This window comes from Wolbachia endosymbiont of Listronotus oregonensis (genome assembly GCF_031205055.1).
GTDB lineage: Bacteria > Pseudomonadota > Alphaproteobacteria > Rickettsiales > Anaplasmataceae > Wolbachia.
Genome location: NZ_CP102118.1, coordinates 692,995 through 710,253 on the forward strand (window position 1 = coordinate 692,995; position 17,259 = coordinate 710,253).

General features: G+C 35.7%; 8 protein-coding genes, 1 tRNA gene and 1 pseudogene. 9 read left to right on the plus strand and 1 reads right to left on the minus strand.

What is annotated here, in order from left to right; genetic code table 11:
* Positions 1-40: 40 nt before the first annotated feature.
* Together NMD99_RS03485 and NMD99_RS03490 are read left to right on the plus strand one after the other, a co-directional pair.
* Positions 41-123: transfer RNA gene (locus tag NMD99_RS03485), tRNA-Leu, on the plus strand.
* 24 nt (positions 124-147) lie between these two features.
* Positions 148-744, plus strand: coding sequence for an RDD family protein (locus NMD99_RS03490; RefSeq protein ID WP_253309168.1), 597 nt, complete (start codon positions 148-150; stop codon positions 742-744).
* Positions 745-777: 33 nt separating this feature from the next.
* Here NMD99_RS03490 and NMD99_RS03495 read toward each other — a convergent pair whose 3' ends face one another.
* Positions 778-2,313, minus strand: coding sequence for a lysine--tRNA ligase (locus NMD99_RS03495; RefSeq protein ID WP_265016662.1), 1,536 nt, complete (start codon positions 2,311-2,313; stop codon positions 778-780).
* A 116-nt stretch (positions 2,314-2,429) separates the two neighbouring features.
* Between NMD99_RS03495 and NMD99_RS03500 the strand changes: the two genes are divergently transcribed.
* From NMD99_RS03500 to NMD99_RS03530, 7 genes and pseudogenes are all read left to right on the plus strand, one after another.
* Entirely contained in the window at positions 2,430-2,726 is a 297-nt protein-coding gene (locus NMD99_RS03500; protein WP_253307377.1) for a type IV secretion system protein VirB3, read from the plus strand.
* A 9-nt stretch (positions 2,727-2,735) separates the two neighbouring features.
* Positions 2,736-5,141 (plus strand): VirB4 family type IV secretion/conjugal transfer ATPase, encoded by a 2,406-nt coding sequence (locus NMD99_RS03505; RefSeq protein ID WP_264688467.1) that lies wholly within the window; start codon positions 2,736-2,738, stop codon positions 5,139-5,141.
* Positions 5,134-7,685 (plus strand): annotated as a pseudogene (locus tag NMD99_RS03510) (TrbL/VirB6 family protein). Before NMD99_RS03505 ends, NMD99_RS03510 begins: the two are co-directional and overlap by 8 nt.
* 33 nt (positions 7,686-7,718) lie before the next feature.
* Positions 7,719-10,118 carry a TrbL/VirB6 family protein gene (locus NMD99_RS03515; RefSeq protein WP_309166835.1) on the plus strand — a complete coding sequence of 800 codons (2,400 nt, stop codon included), beginning with the start codon at positions 7,719-7,721 and terminating at the stop codon, positions 10,116-10,118.
* Positions 10,119-10,183: 65 nt separating this feature from the next.
* Positions 10,184-13,177, plus strand: a complete 2,994-nt coding sequence (locus tag NMD99_RS03520) for a TrbL/VirB6 family protein (protein ID WP_265045102.1) — start codon at positions 10,184-10,186, stop codon at positions 13,175-13,177.
* 90 nt (positions 13,178-13,267) lie between these two features.
* Positions 13,268-16,642 (plus strand): TrbL/VirB6 family protein, encoded by a 3,375-nt coding sequence (locus NMD99_RS03525; protein ID WP_309166836.1) that lies wholly within the window; start codon positions 13,268-13,270, stop codon positions 16,640-16,642.
* Complete coding sequence (locus NMD99_RS03530; protein ID WP_253309160.1) at positions 16,626-17,258, plus strand: WD_0853 family protein; 633 nt, start codon at positions 16,626-16,628, stop codon at positions 17,256-17,258. The genes NMD99_RS03525 and NMD99_RS03530 overlap by 17 nt, the downstream gene beginning before the upstream one ends.
* Position 17,259 lies beyond the last annotated feature (1 nt).

The following is a 17,259-nucleotide window of genomic DNA, read 5'->3' on the forward strand; positions in this document are numbered from 1 at the left end:
TTTGACTAATTCCGTGTTGCCTATAGCATTAAAACTTAATGCCCCTGTGGTGGAATGGTAGACACGGCAGACTCAAAATCTGTTGCTTGCAAAAGCATGCTGGTTCAAGTCCGGCCAGGGGCACGTTAAATATTGGAAAGTATATATATGTTACATAAATTTTTTAATCGTTTATTTTCTATTTTTTCTTCTATAAATGTTATTCAAAAGGTAAAGAAAGATGAAAATGGGATATGTTATGTAACAGGACTTAGGCGCTATATATCAGTATTGCTTGATTTGATTATTATCGTTTTGTTCTTGCAGTTTTGCAGCCAAGCCTTAAATAAGCTCTTTATGAACTCAGAGGATAGCAAAATATTAAGTCAAATTGCTGCAAAATACCAAATGCAAGCGCCACTGTCTGCAGAAGAAAAGACAACGCAGAGTAGACTTATAAAATTACAAATCCTAAATCAAATAGTCCAATGCATTATGCTCTTTTGCTATGTAACATATATGTGGGTAAGGTTTGCTGCTACACCTGGAAAACTATTACTTGGGCTTAGAGTTGTGGATGCACAAACTTTCGAAAAGATGACCCTAAGACAAGCAACAAAGAGATTTTTTTCCTTTATATTGTCAGCTGCACCATTATTCTTGGGCTTTTTATGGTCAAATTTCAACAAACGCTGTCAAACTTGGCACGACAAGATCGCAGGCACAGTGGTTGTCACGAGTAAAAGCCTTAGAAGGCAGAACTAAAAACTAAAGAGCTCAAATGAAAGAAGGTAAACTCTACAGTATACATTTAGTAGCGCTTTCTATGAGAGAAATCGTATTATCTATTCCATAAAGCTTTATGAAAGATCCCATTCTTGGACCGGTTTTTTGGCCAAGTAACGTTTCATATAATAGCTGAAACCAGTCACGTAAGTTGGTATAATCATATTTTTTTCCAATAGAAAATACCTGAGATTGAATTTCTTCAGCAGTAACAGTTGTAGATAGAGAATGTAAAGTGTCCTTCAAATCTAGTAACGCTTCTTTCTCTTTTGCATTTGGAGTTTTATATGATTTTGTTGGTTTGATAAAATCGTGGTAATACTTTACTGCAAAGTCTGAAAGTCTATCAAGCATTTTATTATTTTCTGGTGTGACGCTTGGTGCATAAGTGGATATAAAACCCCAGAGAATCTCTTTGTTTTCAGCGTTACAAGCCGCCGCTAGGTTTAAAAGTAGCGTAAAATTTATACCTGAAGTTTCTATACTGGGAACTTCACCTTGATGAATATGCCATGCAGGATTATTTATATCTTTTTCTTTACTCTCATTATAGCACCTTACAAACTCTAGATACTCATCGGTTGATTTTGGTATCACATCAAAATATAAACGTTTAGCTTTTTTAGGACTCTGAAAAATATACAGTGATAAACTCTCCGTTGGTGCGTAAGTTAGCCACTCTTCAATCGAAATGCCATTTCCTCTTGATTTTGATATTTTCTTTCCTTCTTTATCAAGGAAAAGCTCGTAGCAAAACAGAAGTGGTGGCTTTTCTCCAAGTATTTCACATATTTGACTTGAAAGCACAGCAGATGGAGTTAAATCTTTTCCGTGAGCTTCATAATTTACTCCAAATGCGGCCCACCTCATTCCCCAATCAGGTTTCCATTGCAGTTTACATTTTCCTTTTGTCACTGGAACTTCTATTTTTTCCCCGTTTGGGTCTTCATACGTGATTGTTCCTTTATCTGTATTTGTTTCAATTACTGGAACTTGTAAAACTTGGGAAGTTTTTGGGCATATCGGCAAGAATGGACTGTAAGTCTGCTGCCTTTCTTCCCGAAATGATGGAAGCATTACGTCCATCACTTTATCATAATTTTTCAGCAGGAGTAAAAGTTTTTCATCGTAAACGCCAGATTTATAACACTCTGTTGCACTCCTAAATTCGTATTCAAATTCAAACAAATCAAGAAATTTACACAACAACGAATTCATGTGATGACCATAACTCTCATGAGTGCCAAATGGATCGGGTATCATAGTCAATGGTTTATTTAAGTGCTCCCTTAGCATCTCTTGATTTGGCACATTATCTGGTATTTTTCGCAAACCATCCATATCATCTGAAACTGCAATGATTTTGGTTTTTATACCAGGAGCTATTTTTTTTAATGCATTTACAACAACTGTAGTGCGGAAAACCTCTCCAAAGGTTCCTATGTGGGGTAAACCAGAGGGTCCATAACCAGTTTCAAATATTATTTCTTTTTTATTAGGAAACTCTTGCAATATTTTTTCTGCTTCTTGAAATGGCCAACTTGTCATTATCTGGGTTAAATTATTAATCAATGTATCTTAACTTAAAGTGCTACTAGTTTCAATGGATTTTTAATATAATGATATAGTATTAGTGTTAGAGCTATTATTAGAAGGTTAAAGATATGTCCACAGGTAGTATACAAACAGATCAATTATTTAAAGGTCTTACAAGACCTGCAATGCTCTTTGGTGTGAGTTATATGTTTGCAATATTAAACGTCCTGATTTGCCTGCTAATTTTCATTAATTCAAATGATTTGAGAGTGATTCTTTTAATGTTACCAGGTATACATGGACTTGGCTATATAGCTTCTGCAAAAGAACCTTTGTTTATTGAATTATTTATGGTAAAATTAGGAAAGTGCTCGAAATGTTTAAATCGTTTTTATCATGGAGCCAATTCTTATGATATTGCTTAATGTTGTGTGATGCTGAGGTTTAGGGCTATTCAATCAAAGAGTAAATCTACTCTGAGCAGGGAAGTTCACGCTGCTGAATTTATTCCTTATTCTTGCTATTGGAATAGCACAACCTTGATGACAAAAGAAAATTGGTTGGTTAAGGTTATAAAACTAAGTGGCTTTGCATTTGAAACCGCCGATGACGAGGATTTAGTAATACAAAATAATATCAGGAATCAGATGCTCAGAAGCATTTCATCTCCGGCATTTAGTTTGTATTTTCATACTATCAGACGTAAAAAAAATATTTTTTCTGATGAATTTGCAAGTCAAGGTTTGCCGAATTTTTTCGCTAATCACGTAAATCTAAAATGGAGAGAAAAACACGCAACAAGGCAATCATTTATTAATGACCTATACATTACGATTATCCGTAGAGCAGACACAAAAGGAGTAGAATTTTTGTCATATCTACTAAAAAAATTCGGACATGTAACTTCAAAACATGCTTGGGAAAGTGATATGCGTGCCACGTATGAAGATTTAGAGGAAACGACAAATCGTGTAGTGACAAGCCTTAGAAATTATTCGCCTAAAATTCTTGGAGTAAAAGAAACTCCAGATGGTTTGTTCTGCGAAATAATGGAGTTTCTATCTAGAATCGTAAATTGTGGCTTCGTTACAAATACGCTTTTTCCGCTAAGAACTGAAATATCAAGATACTTACCAGTACATAGGTTATTCTTTGGCCGTAAGATGATACAGGTTGTGACTCATAATGAGAGTAAATATGCTGGAGTAGTTAGTATCAAAGAATATGGAAATCATACTTCTGCAGGAATGCTTGATTCGTTTTTACAACTTCCTTACGAGTTTATAATTACGCAATCTTTTCAATTTATAAACAGGCAAATGGCGATTGGAAAAATGCAGATACAGCAAAATCGAATGATACAGTCTGCAGATAAAGCTATTTCTCAAATAGCAGAAATTTCTCAAGCGCTTGATGACGCAATGAGTGGTAAGATTGCATTTGGTCAACATCACCTGACTATTTTATGTATAGAAAAAAGTCCTAAATCATTGGATAACGCTCTGTCGTTGGTAGAATCAGAGCTTTCTAATTGCGGTGTTTACCCTGTCCGTGAGAGAGTTAACCTTGAACCAGCATTTTGGGCGCAAATTCCTGGTAATTTCGATTATATAGTGAGAAAAGCTACAATAAGTAGTCTTAATTTGGCTGGATTTGCATCTCAACATAATTATCCTACTGGTAATAAATTCAATAACCACTGGGGAGATGCCGTTACAGTTTTCGACACGACATCTGGTACTCCATTTTTTTTCAACTTTCATATAAGGGATGTTGGACACACTATGATAATTGGCCCAACTGGTGCTGGTAAAACTGTTTTAATGAATTTCTTATGTGCTCAAGCGATAAAATTTTCTCCAAGGATATTCTTTTTTGACAAAGATCGCGGTGCAGAGATTTTCTTAAGAGCACTTGGTGGTATCTATACTGTAATAGAACCAAGAACTAAAACAAATTTTAATCCTTTGCAACTTGATGACACCTCTGATAATAGAACATTTTTAATGGAGTGGATAAAGTCTTTAATTTCGGTATATAATGATAAATTTACTTCAGAAGATATTGCACGAATTAATGATGCAATTGAAGGAAATTTTAAATTAAGAAAAGAAGACAGGTTCTTGAGAAACCTTGTACCGTTTTTAGGACTTGCAGGTCCTGATACTCTAGCTGGGGCAATATCTATGTGGCATGATAATGGTTCTCATGCTGCAATATTTGACAATAAAGAAGATTTGCTAGATTTTTCACGAGCAAGAGTATTTGGTTTTGAGATGGCTAGCTTGCTCAAAGATCCTGTTGCCCTTGGACCAGTATTGATTTATTTATTTCATAGGATTAGTATATCTCTTGATGGCACTCCATCTATTATCGTTCTTGATGAGGCATGGGCATTAATAGATAATCCAGTTTTTGCACCCAAGATAAAAGACTGGTTGAAGGTACTGAGAAAACTAAATGCTTTTGTGATTTTTGCTACTCAGAGTGTTGAGGATGCAAGTAAAAGTGCTATTAGCGATACGCTTGTACAACAAACAGCGACACAGATTTTTTTACCAAATCTGAAAGCTACTAGTGTCTATCGGGATGTTTTTATGTTAACTGAACGTGAATATATATTAATTAAGCACACAGATCCGAGTACTAGATTCTTTTTGGTGAAACAAGGAGTTAATGCTGTGGTAGCTAGAATAGACTTAAAAGACTTAGATGATATAATCAACGTATTATCCGGACGTGCAGAAAGTGTTCTATTGTTACACGATATATTAAATGAAGTTGGGGACAACCCAAAAGTATGGTTGCCTATATTTTATCAGAAGGTAAAAAATGTTTAAGACTAAGCTGTCATTGCTATTAATTGCGATATTTTTACTAAATATAGACTTTTTACTCTCATATCCAGTGCTTGCAGATGGAGTAAGTGGTACTGACAAGACAGAATTTGTTAGCAGATTTAATTCCACTGGCAGCTTCAGTCGTGCCTCTAATCCTGATTGTGGGGCGTTTAAAACAGCTGCAGCACTTGCTGGAATAGCGATTGCTGTTGGCGCAATATTTACTGGCATTGTCTTAATCGTCTCTTCTGCTGGTTTGTTTACCGCTCTTGTTATTGTTGGAATGATAGCTGCAATTGTTGGAGTCTGGAAAGCAATAGGGGGGCTTGTTGTTTGTGAACATAGTTTTGTTAAACACCCAGTTGCACGTGGTCATGATGGAAAATACAAAAATTTTAAAGAAGACACAGGTTATAGTGGCTGCACCAATAAAAATTACCAAACAGAAGATGAATATTTTTCTTGTTTGCAAGATAAAGCTCGGGAAGACGTGAACAAAAAAGACTATGACGGGAAAAGAGCAGAAAAAGAAGCCTTAAATTCTAACGTTCAGGAGAGTACAGAAAGTTATTACTGGCCAAAAAACGGTGTGCAATACAGTGAATATATAGAAATATGTCATCGAAATCCTTTAACTTTTGGTAATCTTTTTAACAAGAAAGACTTTGATTCCAGAGAAAAACCTGGATACATAGACTTTGATGTAAGGGAAAAAGATACTGGATATGTAGATGGGTCATGGTCCCCGACGGTCGATGGTGAGCTGAAATGTAAAGTTCTTAAAGCTGGGCAAAGCGAAACCATACATGGGTCAACATTTAAAGCAGTAAGAAAAATGGGCAGGTTGTGTGTGGAGCTGGGAAGTGTGAGCATGCTTGGTATCGAAATGACTCCTTGGCCGCAAGGGGTTGATATGGGGTGCACGGAATTGCCACCTGACCCACTTGCTCCTATGTGTGAAAAATCTATGATGACATTCAAAAATAAAGATGGTACAGGAGAGGAAAAAGTTTCTATTGGTAATAATGATGACTATAAAACTATTATCAGATCTAAAGAAAAAGGACTCAACGGACAAGGGGGAAAATTTTTGTAGGTTATGATAATGCTGGCTGTTTTAGCTCGTATGTCTCTAAAGCTTGCTATAATCAGGCAGGAAGTAAATCATTAGCTCCTATTCCCATCACTTCTATGATAGTGCAATGCATTAAGGAATCGTTAGATAATTTAGTTGCAGGTATTGATTCAAGTGGCAGCCCACTTAAAGATAAAGATGGACATAACAAGGGCAGTTTCTTATCTGTAGCACAAAAGAGGTTGAAAAACACTGTAACTGCTGTTTTGGTTTTAGCTTTAATACTGTTCTCTATAAAAGCTATGTCTGGTGGAGTTCGCAGCCCACAAGAAATGTACATGTTGATTATTAAATTCGCTTTAGTGATTTACTTCACAACAGGCAGTACCATGTCTCATTATTATGGAGAATTAACTCGTCTCTCAAATGGTTTGTCAGAGATAGTGCTAAAAGCGTCATCTGAAAGTAAAGGCATATGTAATTATAAAGCAGGTACAGATTATGAATATACTCGTGAAGGAAAGAAGGTATCTTACAGTTATCTTGCACCTTGGGATAGGCTTGATTGTAGAATTTTATTTTATTTAGGTGCCCCTTTAGATGGAATTGGTGGCAAAATTGGTACTGGAGGTGTTGCAACGTTAGCAGTCTTGCTTGGTGCTGCTCCTGTCTTGTTAGTTGCAGGTTCGGTGATTGGTATTATTTTCGCTGGTGGACAAATTTTAGTAGCTCTTGTCTGTATATTTATGGCCGTTCTGATGATGATGGTTATTTTGTGGATGTGCTATGTATTTATTTTATCTCTAGTTGCTTTAAGTGTAATTGTTATTCTATCACCTTTGTTTATTCCTATGGTTTTATTCCAACACACCAAAGGATATTTTGACGGCTGGGTGAAAGAGTTGATTACCTATAGCTTATACCCGGTTATCCTTTTTGCGTTTTTGTCCTTTATGTTCATAGCATGTGATAAAATATATTTTAAAAATTTGAAATTTGAATCGGATAAGCTATATGAAAAGAAACAAGCAGAAACCTCAGATAGTAAGAAAAAACAGTGGTTCAAATTGAAGGATGGTGAATGTGATAAAAATGAAACTACTCTTGCATGTATGATGCAAAATTATAGCTTTAAAAAGAGCAACATACTTGGTCTATTCTACTTTAAATACATGGAGTTTGGCAGCTCTCTCATCGGAGAGTTATTAAAGTTGTGTCTAGTGTTATTCCTCTTTTACCACTTTTTAAACATTCTTCCTAACATGGCTGCTGAACTTGCTGGTAACCATAGAGCATTACTCGGTTCTGGTAGTACACCTGGACAAATGGTGGGCAAAGCTTTATCTGCTGCCAAAGCCGCTGCTGGAGGTGTTGGTCAAGCTGCTGCTGCGGCTGTCAAGAAGGCAAGAGGTGGTGCTGGTGGAGGAGGTGGAGATAGTGGTAAAGGTTCCAGCGAAAAGATTAACTAAGGTGGCGGTGATGCTAGTTAAGGTAAGTAACAGATGCTTAAACGTTTAAGTAACCAAAACTTGGGTAAGCTATGCATAAGTTTTGTGGTACTTTTTTTATTGTCTGGATGCGGGGAGGATCACTGTATTAAGCCAGAAAATTTATCAGGTTTGCGTGAAAAACTAGATATAGTGTCAACAGAGCAGAAGTGGGTTGATTCTGGTGTTTACATCTCAGATGGGATAAGAAGCGTAACAGAGATTAATATAGTGCCTAGTAAGGTTAATTTTTGTCCTAAGCAGTATGCAGATTTTGCAATTAGGCCTGGGAGAAATGACGTTACATTACCATTTGCAATTAAAAAAGACGATACGATAAGCTTTAGTGTTATTGGAAGTAAAGTGTGTAAAGATAAAGAGAGTGAGACAAAAATCAGGTATGTGAAAATCGATGAAAAGTGTAGCGAGCAAGAAACGGAACATTTTGCACATGTTTTAAATCAAGAAGAATGTCAAGGTAGTATTCAAGATGGAATATGTCCTAATAAATATATAATAGGCGATGCGCAATGGTTGAATGGAAAAGAGTACTGGTTTTCGAAGTTAGATCAAGATGAAAAAAAGATTAAAAATATCATCAATTCTATAAAACAAGGAGAAAATATAGACTGTAGGAGCCTTTCAGATAGCAGCGCAAGCGAAATAGATACGCGCATTTTGAATTTACTCTGCGGACGTATATGTAAATTTCCTTCCGGCAGCGGAAACAAAGGTTGCGCATATATTGAATACAATAGTGTAGAAGGTGAGATATCCCGGTCTGATGTTGAAGCTATTAGTAAAATACTAAAAGAAAAACAGATAAAAACTGGCATTACACTTTTGAAAATTCACATGGATGGTGAAGATTTTGAATACATTCCAACAGGTGGCATATGTACTAACTGTGATTATAAGATAGAAAAATACCATCGAACACCAAGTTTAACTTTTAGTTTATGTAGTAGAAATGACGAGCACTGCTACGATAGAAATGACAAAGGTGGTTTCAACATAAGAGTAACAAAGAACCATAGCCTAAAAAATAACTTATATATACGTGTTTCTGATAAATTCCCTGACCATAAGCCTGGTGAAGACCAAGCGGATATATCTGTGGATATTAGCCAAGTTCATGACGTTCAATACATGGAAAGCTTAAAAGAAAAGTTAAAAGACAAAACAGGCACCATATATTACGGAATAAGAGACCATGGCTGCGGTTACAAAAATGAAGGTCAGTTTAGCATTAACCTAACAACTAAAGAGCCACCTACAAGAACTTTTAGTGCAATCTATAATTTTTTTGACGAAAAAGTAAAAACTGCATTTTTTGGTTCCAGCTATAAAGACTCCAACGCGATTCACTCTGATACTAGTCCTGTAAAGCATCTTTACGAAAGTTTTCTAAAATCAAGCAAAACAAATATCATTAGATCTACGATAATATCGCTGTTAGTATTATACATAATCTTATATACCCTTTACTACTTTTTTGGATTAACTCATATTTCTATATATGAGTTTCTAATTATATGCGTAAAGATAGGAGTTATTACCCAGCTGCTGCAGGACAACAGTTGGAATTTTTTTTATAACAATGCATTTTCTATTTTTATTAACACCCCAAAACAGTTAATAGAAATAGCAAATTTCAGAGGCACTACTTCAAATGTTTTTGAGTTTCTTGATTTGCCGTTAAATAGATTTCTGTCATCGCATTCAGTATTGTTAATAGTATCTCTTATATTTTCTGGCCCTTTGGGCATTGTATCTTTTTGCTTGGTGATTTGGGGTTTAATCACAGTGAGCTTATCTATTTTTAATGCCTTATTTTCTTTTATTACATCTATAGCAATAGTTGCGTTATTGCTTTCTTTAGCACCTATTTTTATTATTTGTCTTTTATTTGCGTATACTAGGCAGATGTTTCACAACTGGGTTAAAAATTTAGCAAGATTTGCGATTCATCCAGTAGTGCTTTTAATTTTTATATCACTGATAAGTCAGGTTATGGATTATATCATATATTCAGTATTTGATTTTGAAGTCTGCTCTACGTGTATACTTAGTATTAACCTAAAGATTTTTAACCCTTGTATCTTCTATGGTTATGCTTCCAAATATACACCTAATATTACCGCTATGATGGCTTTTGTTATTTTGGGACACGCTATGAAAGCTTTAGTTAAAGCTTCTTCGGCAATATCTGACTCGTTGTTTGGTGCTTATGTGCAAAACGAACCTGGAAAAGAATATCAACAAAGCTTAATGGGAACAGTAGGGTTAGATGAACAAAGCGTTCAAAGAAGAGGAGGAGGTACTTTTCAACAGTCAGGTGCGTCAAGACCTCAAATACCACAAGGGACTCAAAGGTCAACGCCTCAGATACCACAACCAGGAAGACAGCAATGATAAGTAAAAGATCACTAAGGGACTCAAAGGTCAACGCCTCAGATACCACAACCAGGAAGACAGCAATGATAAGTAAAAGATCACTATTATTGATACTGTGTCTTGCAATCACTGGTTGTACTATGGAGTGTGTTGAGCCTGGGTTGCAGAGCAGAAACACCAGCGTTAATGTGGATGTTCCAGTTCATAAAGCAGATGAAGGAGTTAAAATTCATTGGGTTGATTCTGGTCAGATAATTAGCAAGGGTGAGGAAATCAAATTCACCCTCGATGGATCAGTAAATTTTTGCCCTTTTAAAGAAGACAAAAATCCAAGGAAAGTACTTGTGCCAGCTAGCTTTTGTGCTGATGGCTCAGAACCAAATTATAGTAAAGCTGCAAATATTAACGATGTGCCTAATAATTATGGCGTAAATGAAAACGAATTGTGCGGCGGTAAAGAATTTGGCAGCAATAGACGTTATGTAGACACTGGAATAAAAGTAAGTCCTGGTGACAGGTTAAGCTTTAGCTTAGTTCCCAGAAAAATAACAATTGATTATGACAATCCAGAAGGGAAAGGCATCAATTTTGATGATAATTGTTATAAAGCTGTAGAAAATGACCGTAAGGAAACTGTATATAAGAAAGCTACAGTGAGTGAAGTACATCAGGGGGGAGAGTTTTTTTGTGATGGTAAAGATGGTACAAAAAATGAAATACAATTTTTACCTCTTGATAAAACAAAAGCAAAGGAAAGCAAAGTGCTAGTTGGCAATGGTTACACCCCATATGATAATAAGGTACATTTTAATAAAGGTTATATTCAAGACAACGAACCATGGATATATGGCTCGCTACTCGATTTACGCCGCGCTAAAATAGGATTGAACGAATTATGTGATGGAAAAAACTGCGATTCTAACGAGGTGAAAAAGTACAGCTCTTATGAGCTTAATTGTTACTATCAGAACGTGTGCTATACCGAGAAGGGTATATGGAATTATACATATAAAGACAAAGAACGGAACTGTGTCTCTTCTATAAGGTATAGCAAATATGATAAAGGAAATAAATGTGACATGTATTCTCACCTTAAAGGAGTTGAAGATAAGCTTAAGAGGATAGAAGAAAATAAAGGGGGTCCCATGCAGATTAACGTTGATTTTACATCAAACACTGAAGAAGATATCTCATGGGCTGAGGCTCTTGTTGCAAAAATTGGTGATCTTGGTGATCAAGATACTGCTAAAGGTATTCAATGTCTTCCAAAGGAAAGGGGTGCAAAAGGGGATAATGTGTGTTCACAAATTAAAGATGAATTTGGAGATTTTTCTCTGAAATTAAATCATGACTATCCAATAGGAAGTGTAACACCTGGTAGCAGTGTGATGCTTGCCATTGCAGATTATGATCATTATGGAGCTAATAGGGGTGGGTACCATGTTAAAGTGACTAGATCATGTGAATATATTAATGGCGAAAAACTGTATGTGTATTTGGGTGATGAGCCACCTAAAGATTTGCATGGTGTGGGAACTAATGATTTCAAAGTGGTAGGAGTGAGAGAAAGAGTAGACGGAAAAGATGAGTACACTATATTAGATGTAATAAGCGGAAAACACTTTCAGAACGAAGAATCTAAGAAGATATATTTTGGTATTGATGTAAGCAACGTAGAGAGAGATGACATTACGGACAAAAATGGCAAATATTACGAAAACAATAAGTATAGTGTAACTTTATTTGTCAAAAGAAAAATTAATGATTTTATTTCATCAAATATAAACAAGATATTTGGTTTTATGAAAAAAGAAGTAATTGGTGACAGCGTTAAAGATTCATACAAAGGATATGCAAGAGGTCTTCTTCAAGGAGTAAGAGCTTTGCTTACTCTATACGTTATATTTACTGTCGTTGGCTATATGCTTGGAACAATACAGCTAAGTAAATTTGATTTCATTGTAAGAATGTTCAAGATAGCATTTATAGCTTTTGCCTTTAGCGATAGAAGCTGGGAACTTTTTGGTACAACTTTATCCAGACTTTTTATAGATGGTAGCACTTATTTAGTTGATAGCTTTTCTGGCTATATAGGGGAAGGGGGGAGAAAATTTGCATTCTTAGACTTGACAGCAGGAATATTATTCACAGCAGAAACTTGGTTAAAGTTTTTATCGTTGATGCTCTCTGGTCCTTTTGGCTTTATTGCATTTTTGGCAATACTCTACGCTACTTTTGCGTTTTTAAAATGCATTATTAGCGCTACGTTTAAATATGTAATATCTACTGTTCTAGTAGCGTTTTTACTGTCATTAACACCTTTGTTTATCGTGTTTATTTTATTTCAACAGACTAAACCCTTGTTTGATAACTGGATAAAAACGCTGGCTCACGTTGCAGTACAACCAGTTATTTTATTTTCATCTTTATCTCTTTTAAATCAGTTGATGTATTCAGTTCTATACAATCTCACAAATTTTTCTGCATGCTATCAATGTTTAATTAGCGTAAATTTCTTATCGTATGATCTGTGCTTGATGAAATCAATACTGCCTCTTGGATACAGTCCTGGCACTAATGTTGATGTTGCACTCAGTACCGGAGAAAGGGCTGGTGGGCACTTTGCAGCGTTGCCCATAGATCTGATCCAAGCATTTATGTACTTAATTATTGCTAATGCAATGGAAGCTTTTGTTACTATATCAGAAACTATGGCACAAGCACTATTCAGCTCTGGTTGGGGAGTTGCTGGCAGTGTTCGTCAAGTTGCCACAAGCGCATCACAAGCTATACTGTCAACTGTTGGCCTTGATAATAACACCCAAGGTATGATACAGAACATTAGGCAACAAGTGGGTAAAGATCGGACGGAAGTTGACGTGAAGGATAATTCCATGAGCCCTAAATCTGAAATACCAGAACAATCAGGTAAGCAAGAAGGTCCTGATAAAAAGGAGAGGGGGAGCTCTAAACCTGAAGCACCAAAACAATCAGGTCAGCAAAAAAATCCTGATGAAACAATAAGAAGTGATCCTAGTGATAAAGCTAAAAACAAGGAAGGAAATGGAGAGAAGTAAGATATGAATGATGTTATGGAGTAACTAATTAAAAAGATATTTTAAGTAAAGTTTTAGAAATTTATTTCTATATTTGGAAAAAGTTTAGATATGCAATCACGCTTAGGCAAATGTTGGTTTAGGGTATTACTTCTTGCAGCTTATGTGCTGATCACAGGTTGTAGTAAGAACGATATGCCTTTCCCAAGGTGCATATCTGCCGATTATTTTGGTCCTGAACCTATTACAGTAAGCGCTCATTTTACAAACGATCACGATGCGTTTATTCCAGAAGATGGAGAAGTTATTGATCCTGAAACTGGCGAAATTAATTATGGTTTTCACCATAACCAAGTGGTGAAGTGGGAGGATACCGGACTCGAAACCAATGGAGATAGTTTAAGAGTGCGAGTTAATGGTGCATGGACATCTTGGAGCAATAATAACAAGAAGGAATCTAAAAAAGGCAGTTATACCTTACAAAGCTTGGAGCAGTTAAAATATGCAACTAAATTTGAAGGCAAGTCAGGTGATAATAGTCTACCTGACTTTCACTTAGTTTGTAATGATTATAAACCTAGCATACAAAAATTTTCAAGTAAGCCTAATGCAAGTTGCACTGTAAATTGCAAGTGCATTAATGAAGATGATAGCGCAAATACAGTATCACGTGGTGCTCCATGCTGGTTTACCAATGGTCATGGTGCTTATCTTTTGTTTCAAACGGGGAAAGATGATCCTAACGAAAATCTAAAGTTAATGCGCGATCCTCAATATCCTACTGTACATCTAGGTTATAACTCCACAGCAGAGGGCGCCAATGGACTTTTTACTTTAGACAGAGATAGCACTGAATTAAAGGACAGAAATTGTAATGAGTTGAAGTTAGAAAAGGGATGGAAAATATATGTAAAAATATTAGATAGATATTACTTAGATAATGTAGGTGGCTACTCTTTTGAGTTTTTGTATGGAGTACAAAAACCAGGTACCTTTGGATTTTTCAATGAAGTTTATCATTATCTAAAAGACACTTTATTGATCTCACCTAATAAAGATTGTAAAGGTAGTGAGTGTGCGGCTGCGCAAACTATGTTTGAGAATATAGTTAAAAAAGGTTCAAGTTTTCACAATTTTGTTCTTTCCTTGCTTGTTCTATTTGTAATGATTTCATCGCTTCTTTATCTTTTTGGCATGATACGAGAAACTAAGCATGATATGCTCATCAGAATGATGAAAATCACTCTAGTAATAGTGCTTATATCTCCTGGAAGTTTTAGATTTTTCTATGATCATTTTCTCGTTCTATTCGTTAAAGGTCTTGAACAACTGATAAGTATAATTACTAATTTTGCTCCCAACATGAACACCGGAAGTATTGCTCAAGGAGATGAAGCTAAGTTGTTTAAGTTCATGGAGGACATGTTCAATAAGTTTTTTGCTTATTCTGTTTGGAAAAAGTTTGCAGCGTTTTTACATTACCAAATGTGGGCAAGCTTACTTATGATACCAGCAATTTTCATAGGGATAGTTTTATATTTCTTGCTGTGCTTATATGCTTACATAATATTTCTCTCTGGTTTTATGGGTATAGCTTTTCTTATAGCTATCATGCCATTGTTCCTGATCTCTATTTTATTTTCACCGCTGAAAAGTCTGTTTGAAGGTTGGATAAAATTCTGCATCAGCTTTTGTTTACAGTCGATTATGATATTTGCTCTCTTGTCATTACTGGCTTCCATTATAATGAATACCTTTTATAGGCAGTTAGGTTTTACTGTATGCTACAATAAATGGTTTGAGGTAAGGTTATGTGCTCCAAAATGGGTGTTTGGCGGTTTTTGTATCGTTGATAAGCAGTACTTTGGTTGGACCCCAGGGCAAATTTTCGTACCTTACACTCTTGGAGAAGCTTCTCCGCTGAACGTAGATAAGAACATAGAAGGTATAGAAAAGATAAGCAGAGAAGGTGGTACAATAAAATTTACTGGAGGCGCTGGATATATCCTGCTTCCACCGGATTACATTGAAAAAGGTTTTCGTTATATAGATTATCCTTTCTTTAATCCAATTCCTGGTACTAAAAGGAATCCAGCAGACCACTATATTGCGGAAAGTGATATAGTAGTGGATAATAACTGTAGTGCAAAGGATCTAGTACGCTTAACAAATAGTTTATCTCATGCATCAGAGAGGGCTAACATTATATTACTGATCAACAATATAGACAAAAAGATAGGTGGTATGAATAGTAAAATAACAGAGCTTTACTGTCAACCTCAGCAAGATGAAGAAAAATGTAAAAATTATAGGAAAATAGTGGATGACTACAGAAAAGGTACCATAAGACCAGATCTTAAAAGAGAGATAAAGTCTTTGGTGCAGGATGTTATTAGACGAGAGCCACATTGCCAATTACAGGATTTGCACAAATTATATAGGGATCCCAACAGTGAATACTGTCAGAAATGTAAAGATTGTGAGGATTGCAAAAATTATCAAGAAAATAGCGATTACCAAAGGGTGCAAGACATACAGAGGGGCTATTTAATCAATGCGGGGGAAATCTTTGTATTATTCTTGCTCTCATTCTTAATGTTCTCCTTACGTGAGTTTGTGCAACAAATGGGCTCAAGTATTGCCGGTGGTGGATACAGCGTTTACAGCATATCTAGCATGTATCATGCGTCACCTTTAGCTGGTGTAGCAGAAGGATTAAAGCAGAAGTGGCAAGATTTTGCTGGTGGAAAACTAGAGTCTTTAGGCAGTTGGGCTACTCATTTACCAGACAGATTAGCCGGAGGTACAGCTAATCTACTGGGTAGGATACCAAGAGTTGGAGGTGTACTGAAACATGCTATTGATGCGCCACGTAAACTTGTAAATGCTACTATTGAAGCAACAAAATTTGTGACATCGCCTGAAAATGACATTGATAAGCTTGAGGAAAAAATTTACAGGGCATTTGGAGTTGATAAAGAAGATATTACACATAGAAGGATTGGTAAATATTTAGATTATTATAAAGGATATGTAGGGTCACATTTGGGCTATACAATAGAAGATGCTATGAAGTTTACTTGGGAGCATGGCCTTGATTCTATAGGAGTTAGCCACCGTACAGGAGAAAAAGATGGTTACCAAGGTAATCTGCTCTGTAGAGCAAAATCGCATAGGCGAGATTTCTTAGAAAAACTTCATGATTACACTATCGGACGTAAGAGAGAACCAGAAAAAGACAAGCTTGATCAACCACTAAAGGAAAATAAGTCTGATCAATCAAATGAATTAGCACGAGAGTTAGGCACAGAAAAATACACTAATACTCCGGAAGATATAGAAAAACGTGCTGAAAGAGCTAGAAGAAAAAAAGAAAGAGATCAAGAAGGCGAAAATTACGACACCTCATTACTTTTTGGAGAAGATACAGAACGTGAGAATAATGAAAGGGCTGATAACAGGGGTGATAATGACGAAGAATCATAACTTTAAAGGATTAAATTATTATGGTCTGCAGCAAGACGGTGATGGTAATATAAAGTTAAATGACTACGATGACATTTTAAATGCGCGTAGGGCAAGAGTAGATCTACTATTAGACAACACACTAGACAACAATATCGACCTCACTAAATTAAATAAAGCTTTGAGTGAGAAATTTGTAGATAATCATAGTTTATTGTCTGAATTTGATAAGGAAGACAAAGAGATTGCACAAGAAAGGCTTAAGGTGTTTAATATTTTAGACAATCTTGATAATCTTGCAAACATTAAAAGTGAAGATCTATTAGAGGTTAGTTTATTACTATCAGATCTTAGCTTCGTAGAGAGAAATGTTGTACTGAATACCGATCAGAATTCCAATTTAGTAGGATTTAAAAACCTATTTGTTGAAAAAAAAGCATCTGGCGAAGAGTATAGTGATGAAGAATGTAAAAGCTTTCTCGATAACATAGATAAAATTAATACTATAATTAAGCTGGAGTTAGAAAGCAGAATTGAAGGGATAAATCATGATGAAAGAAATGATTATGGTGGTTTACAAGATGAGATTGGTCAAGCAATTAATGCAGTAGGCAAATCAGAAAAAAATAACGGATGAG

Bases quoted from the DNA above. Each gene is read 5' to 3' on its own strand.
- NMD99_RS03525 (WP_309166836.1), top strand. From the start codon at position 13,268: ATGCAATCACGCTTAGGCAAATGTTGGTTTAGGGTATTACTTCTTGCA.
- NMD99_RS03495 (WP_265016662.1), bottom strand. From the start codon at position 2,313: ATGACAAGTTGGCCATTTCAAGAAGCAGAAAAAATATTGCAAGAGTTT.
- NMD99_RS03515 (WP_309166835.1), top strand. From the start codon at position 7,719: ATGCTTAAACGTTTAAGTAACCAAAACTTGGGTAAGCTATGCATAAGT.
- NMD99_RS03490 (WP_253309168.1), top strand. From the start codon at position 148: ATGTTACATAAATTTTTTAATCGTTTATTTTCTATTTTTTCTTCTATA.
- NMD99_RS03520 (WP_265045102.1), top strand. From the start codon at position 10,184: ATGATAAGTAAAAGATCACTATTATTGATACTGTGTCTTGCAATCACT.
- NMD99_RS03500 (WP_253307377.1), top strand. From the start codon at position 2,430: ATGTCCACAGGTAGTATACAAACAGATCAATTATTTAAAGGTCTTACA.
- NMD99_RS03505 (WP_264688467.1), top strand. From the start codon at position 2,736: ATGCTGAGGTTTAGGGCTATTCAATCAAAGAGTAAATCTACTCTGAGC.
- NMD99_RS03530 (WP_253309160.1), top strand. From the start codon at position 16,626: ATGACGAAGAATCATAACTTTAAAGGATTAAATTATTATGGTCTGCAG.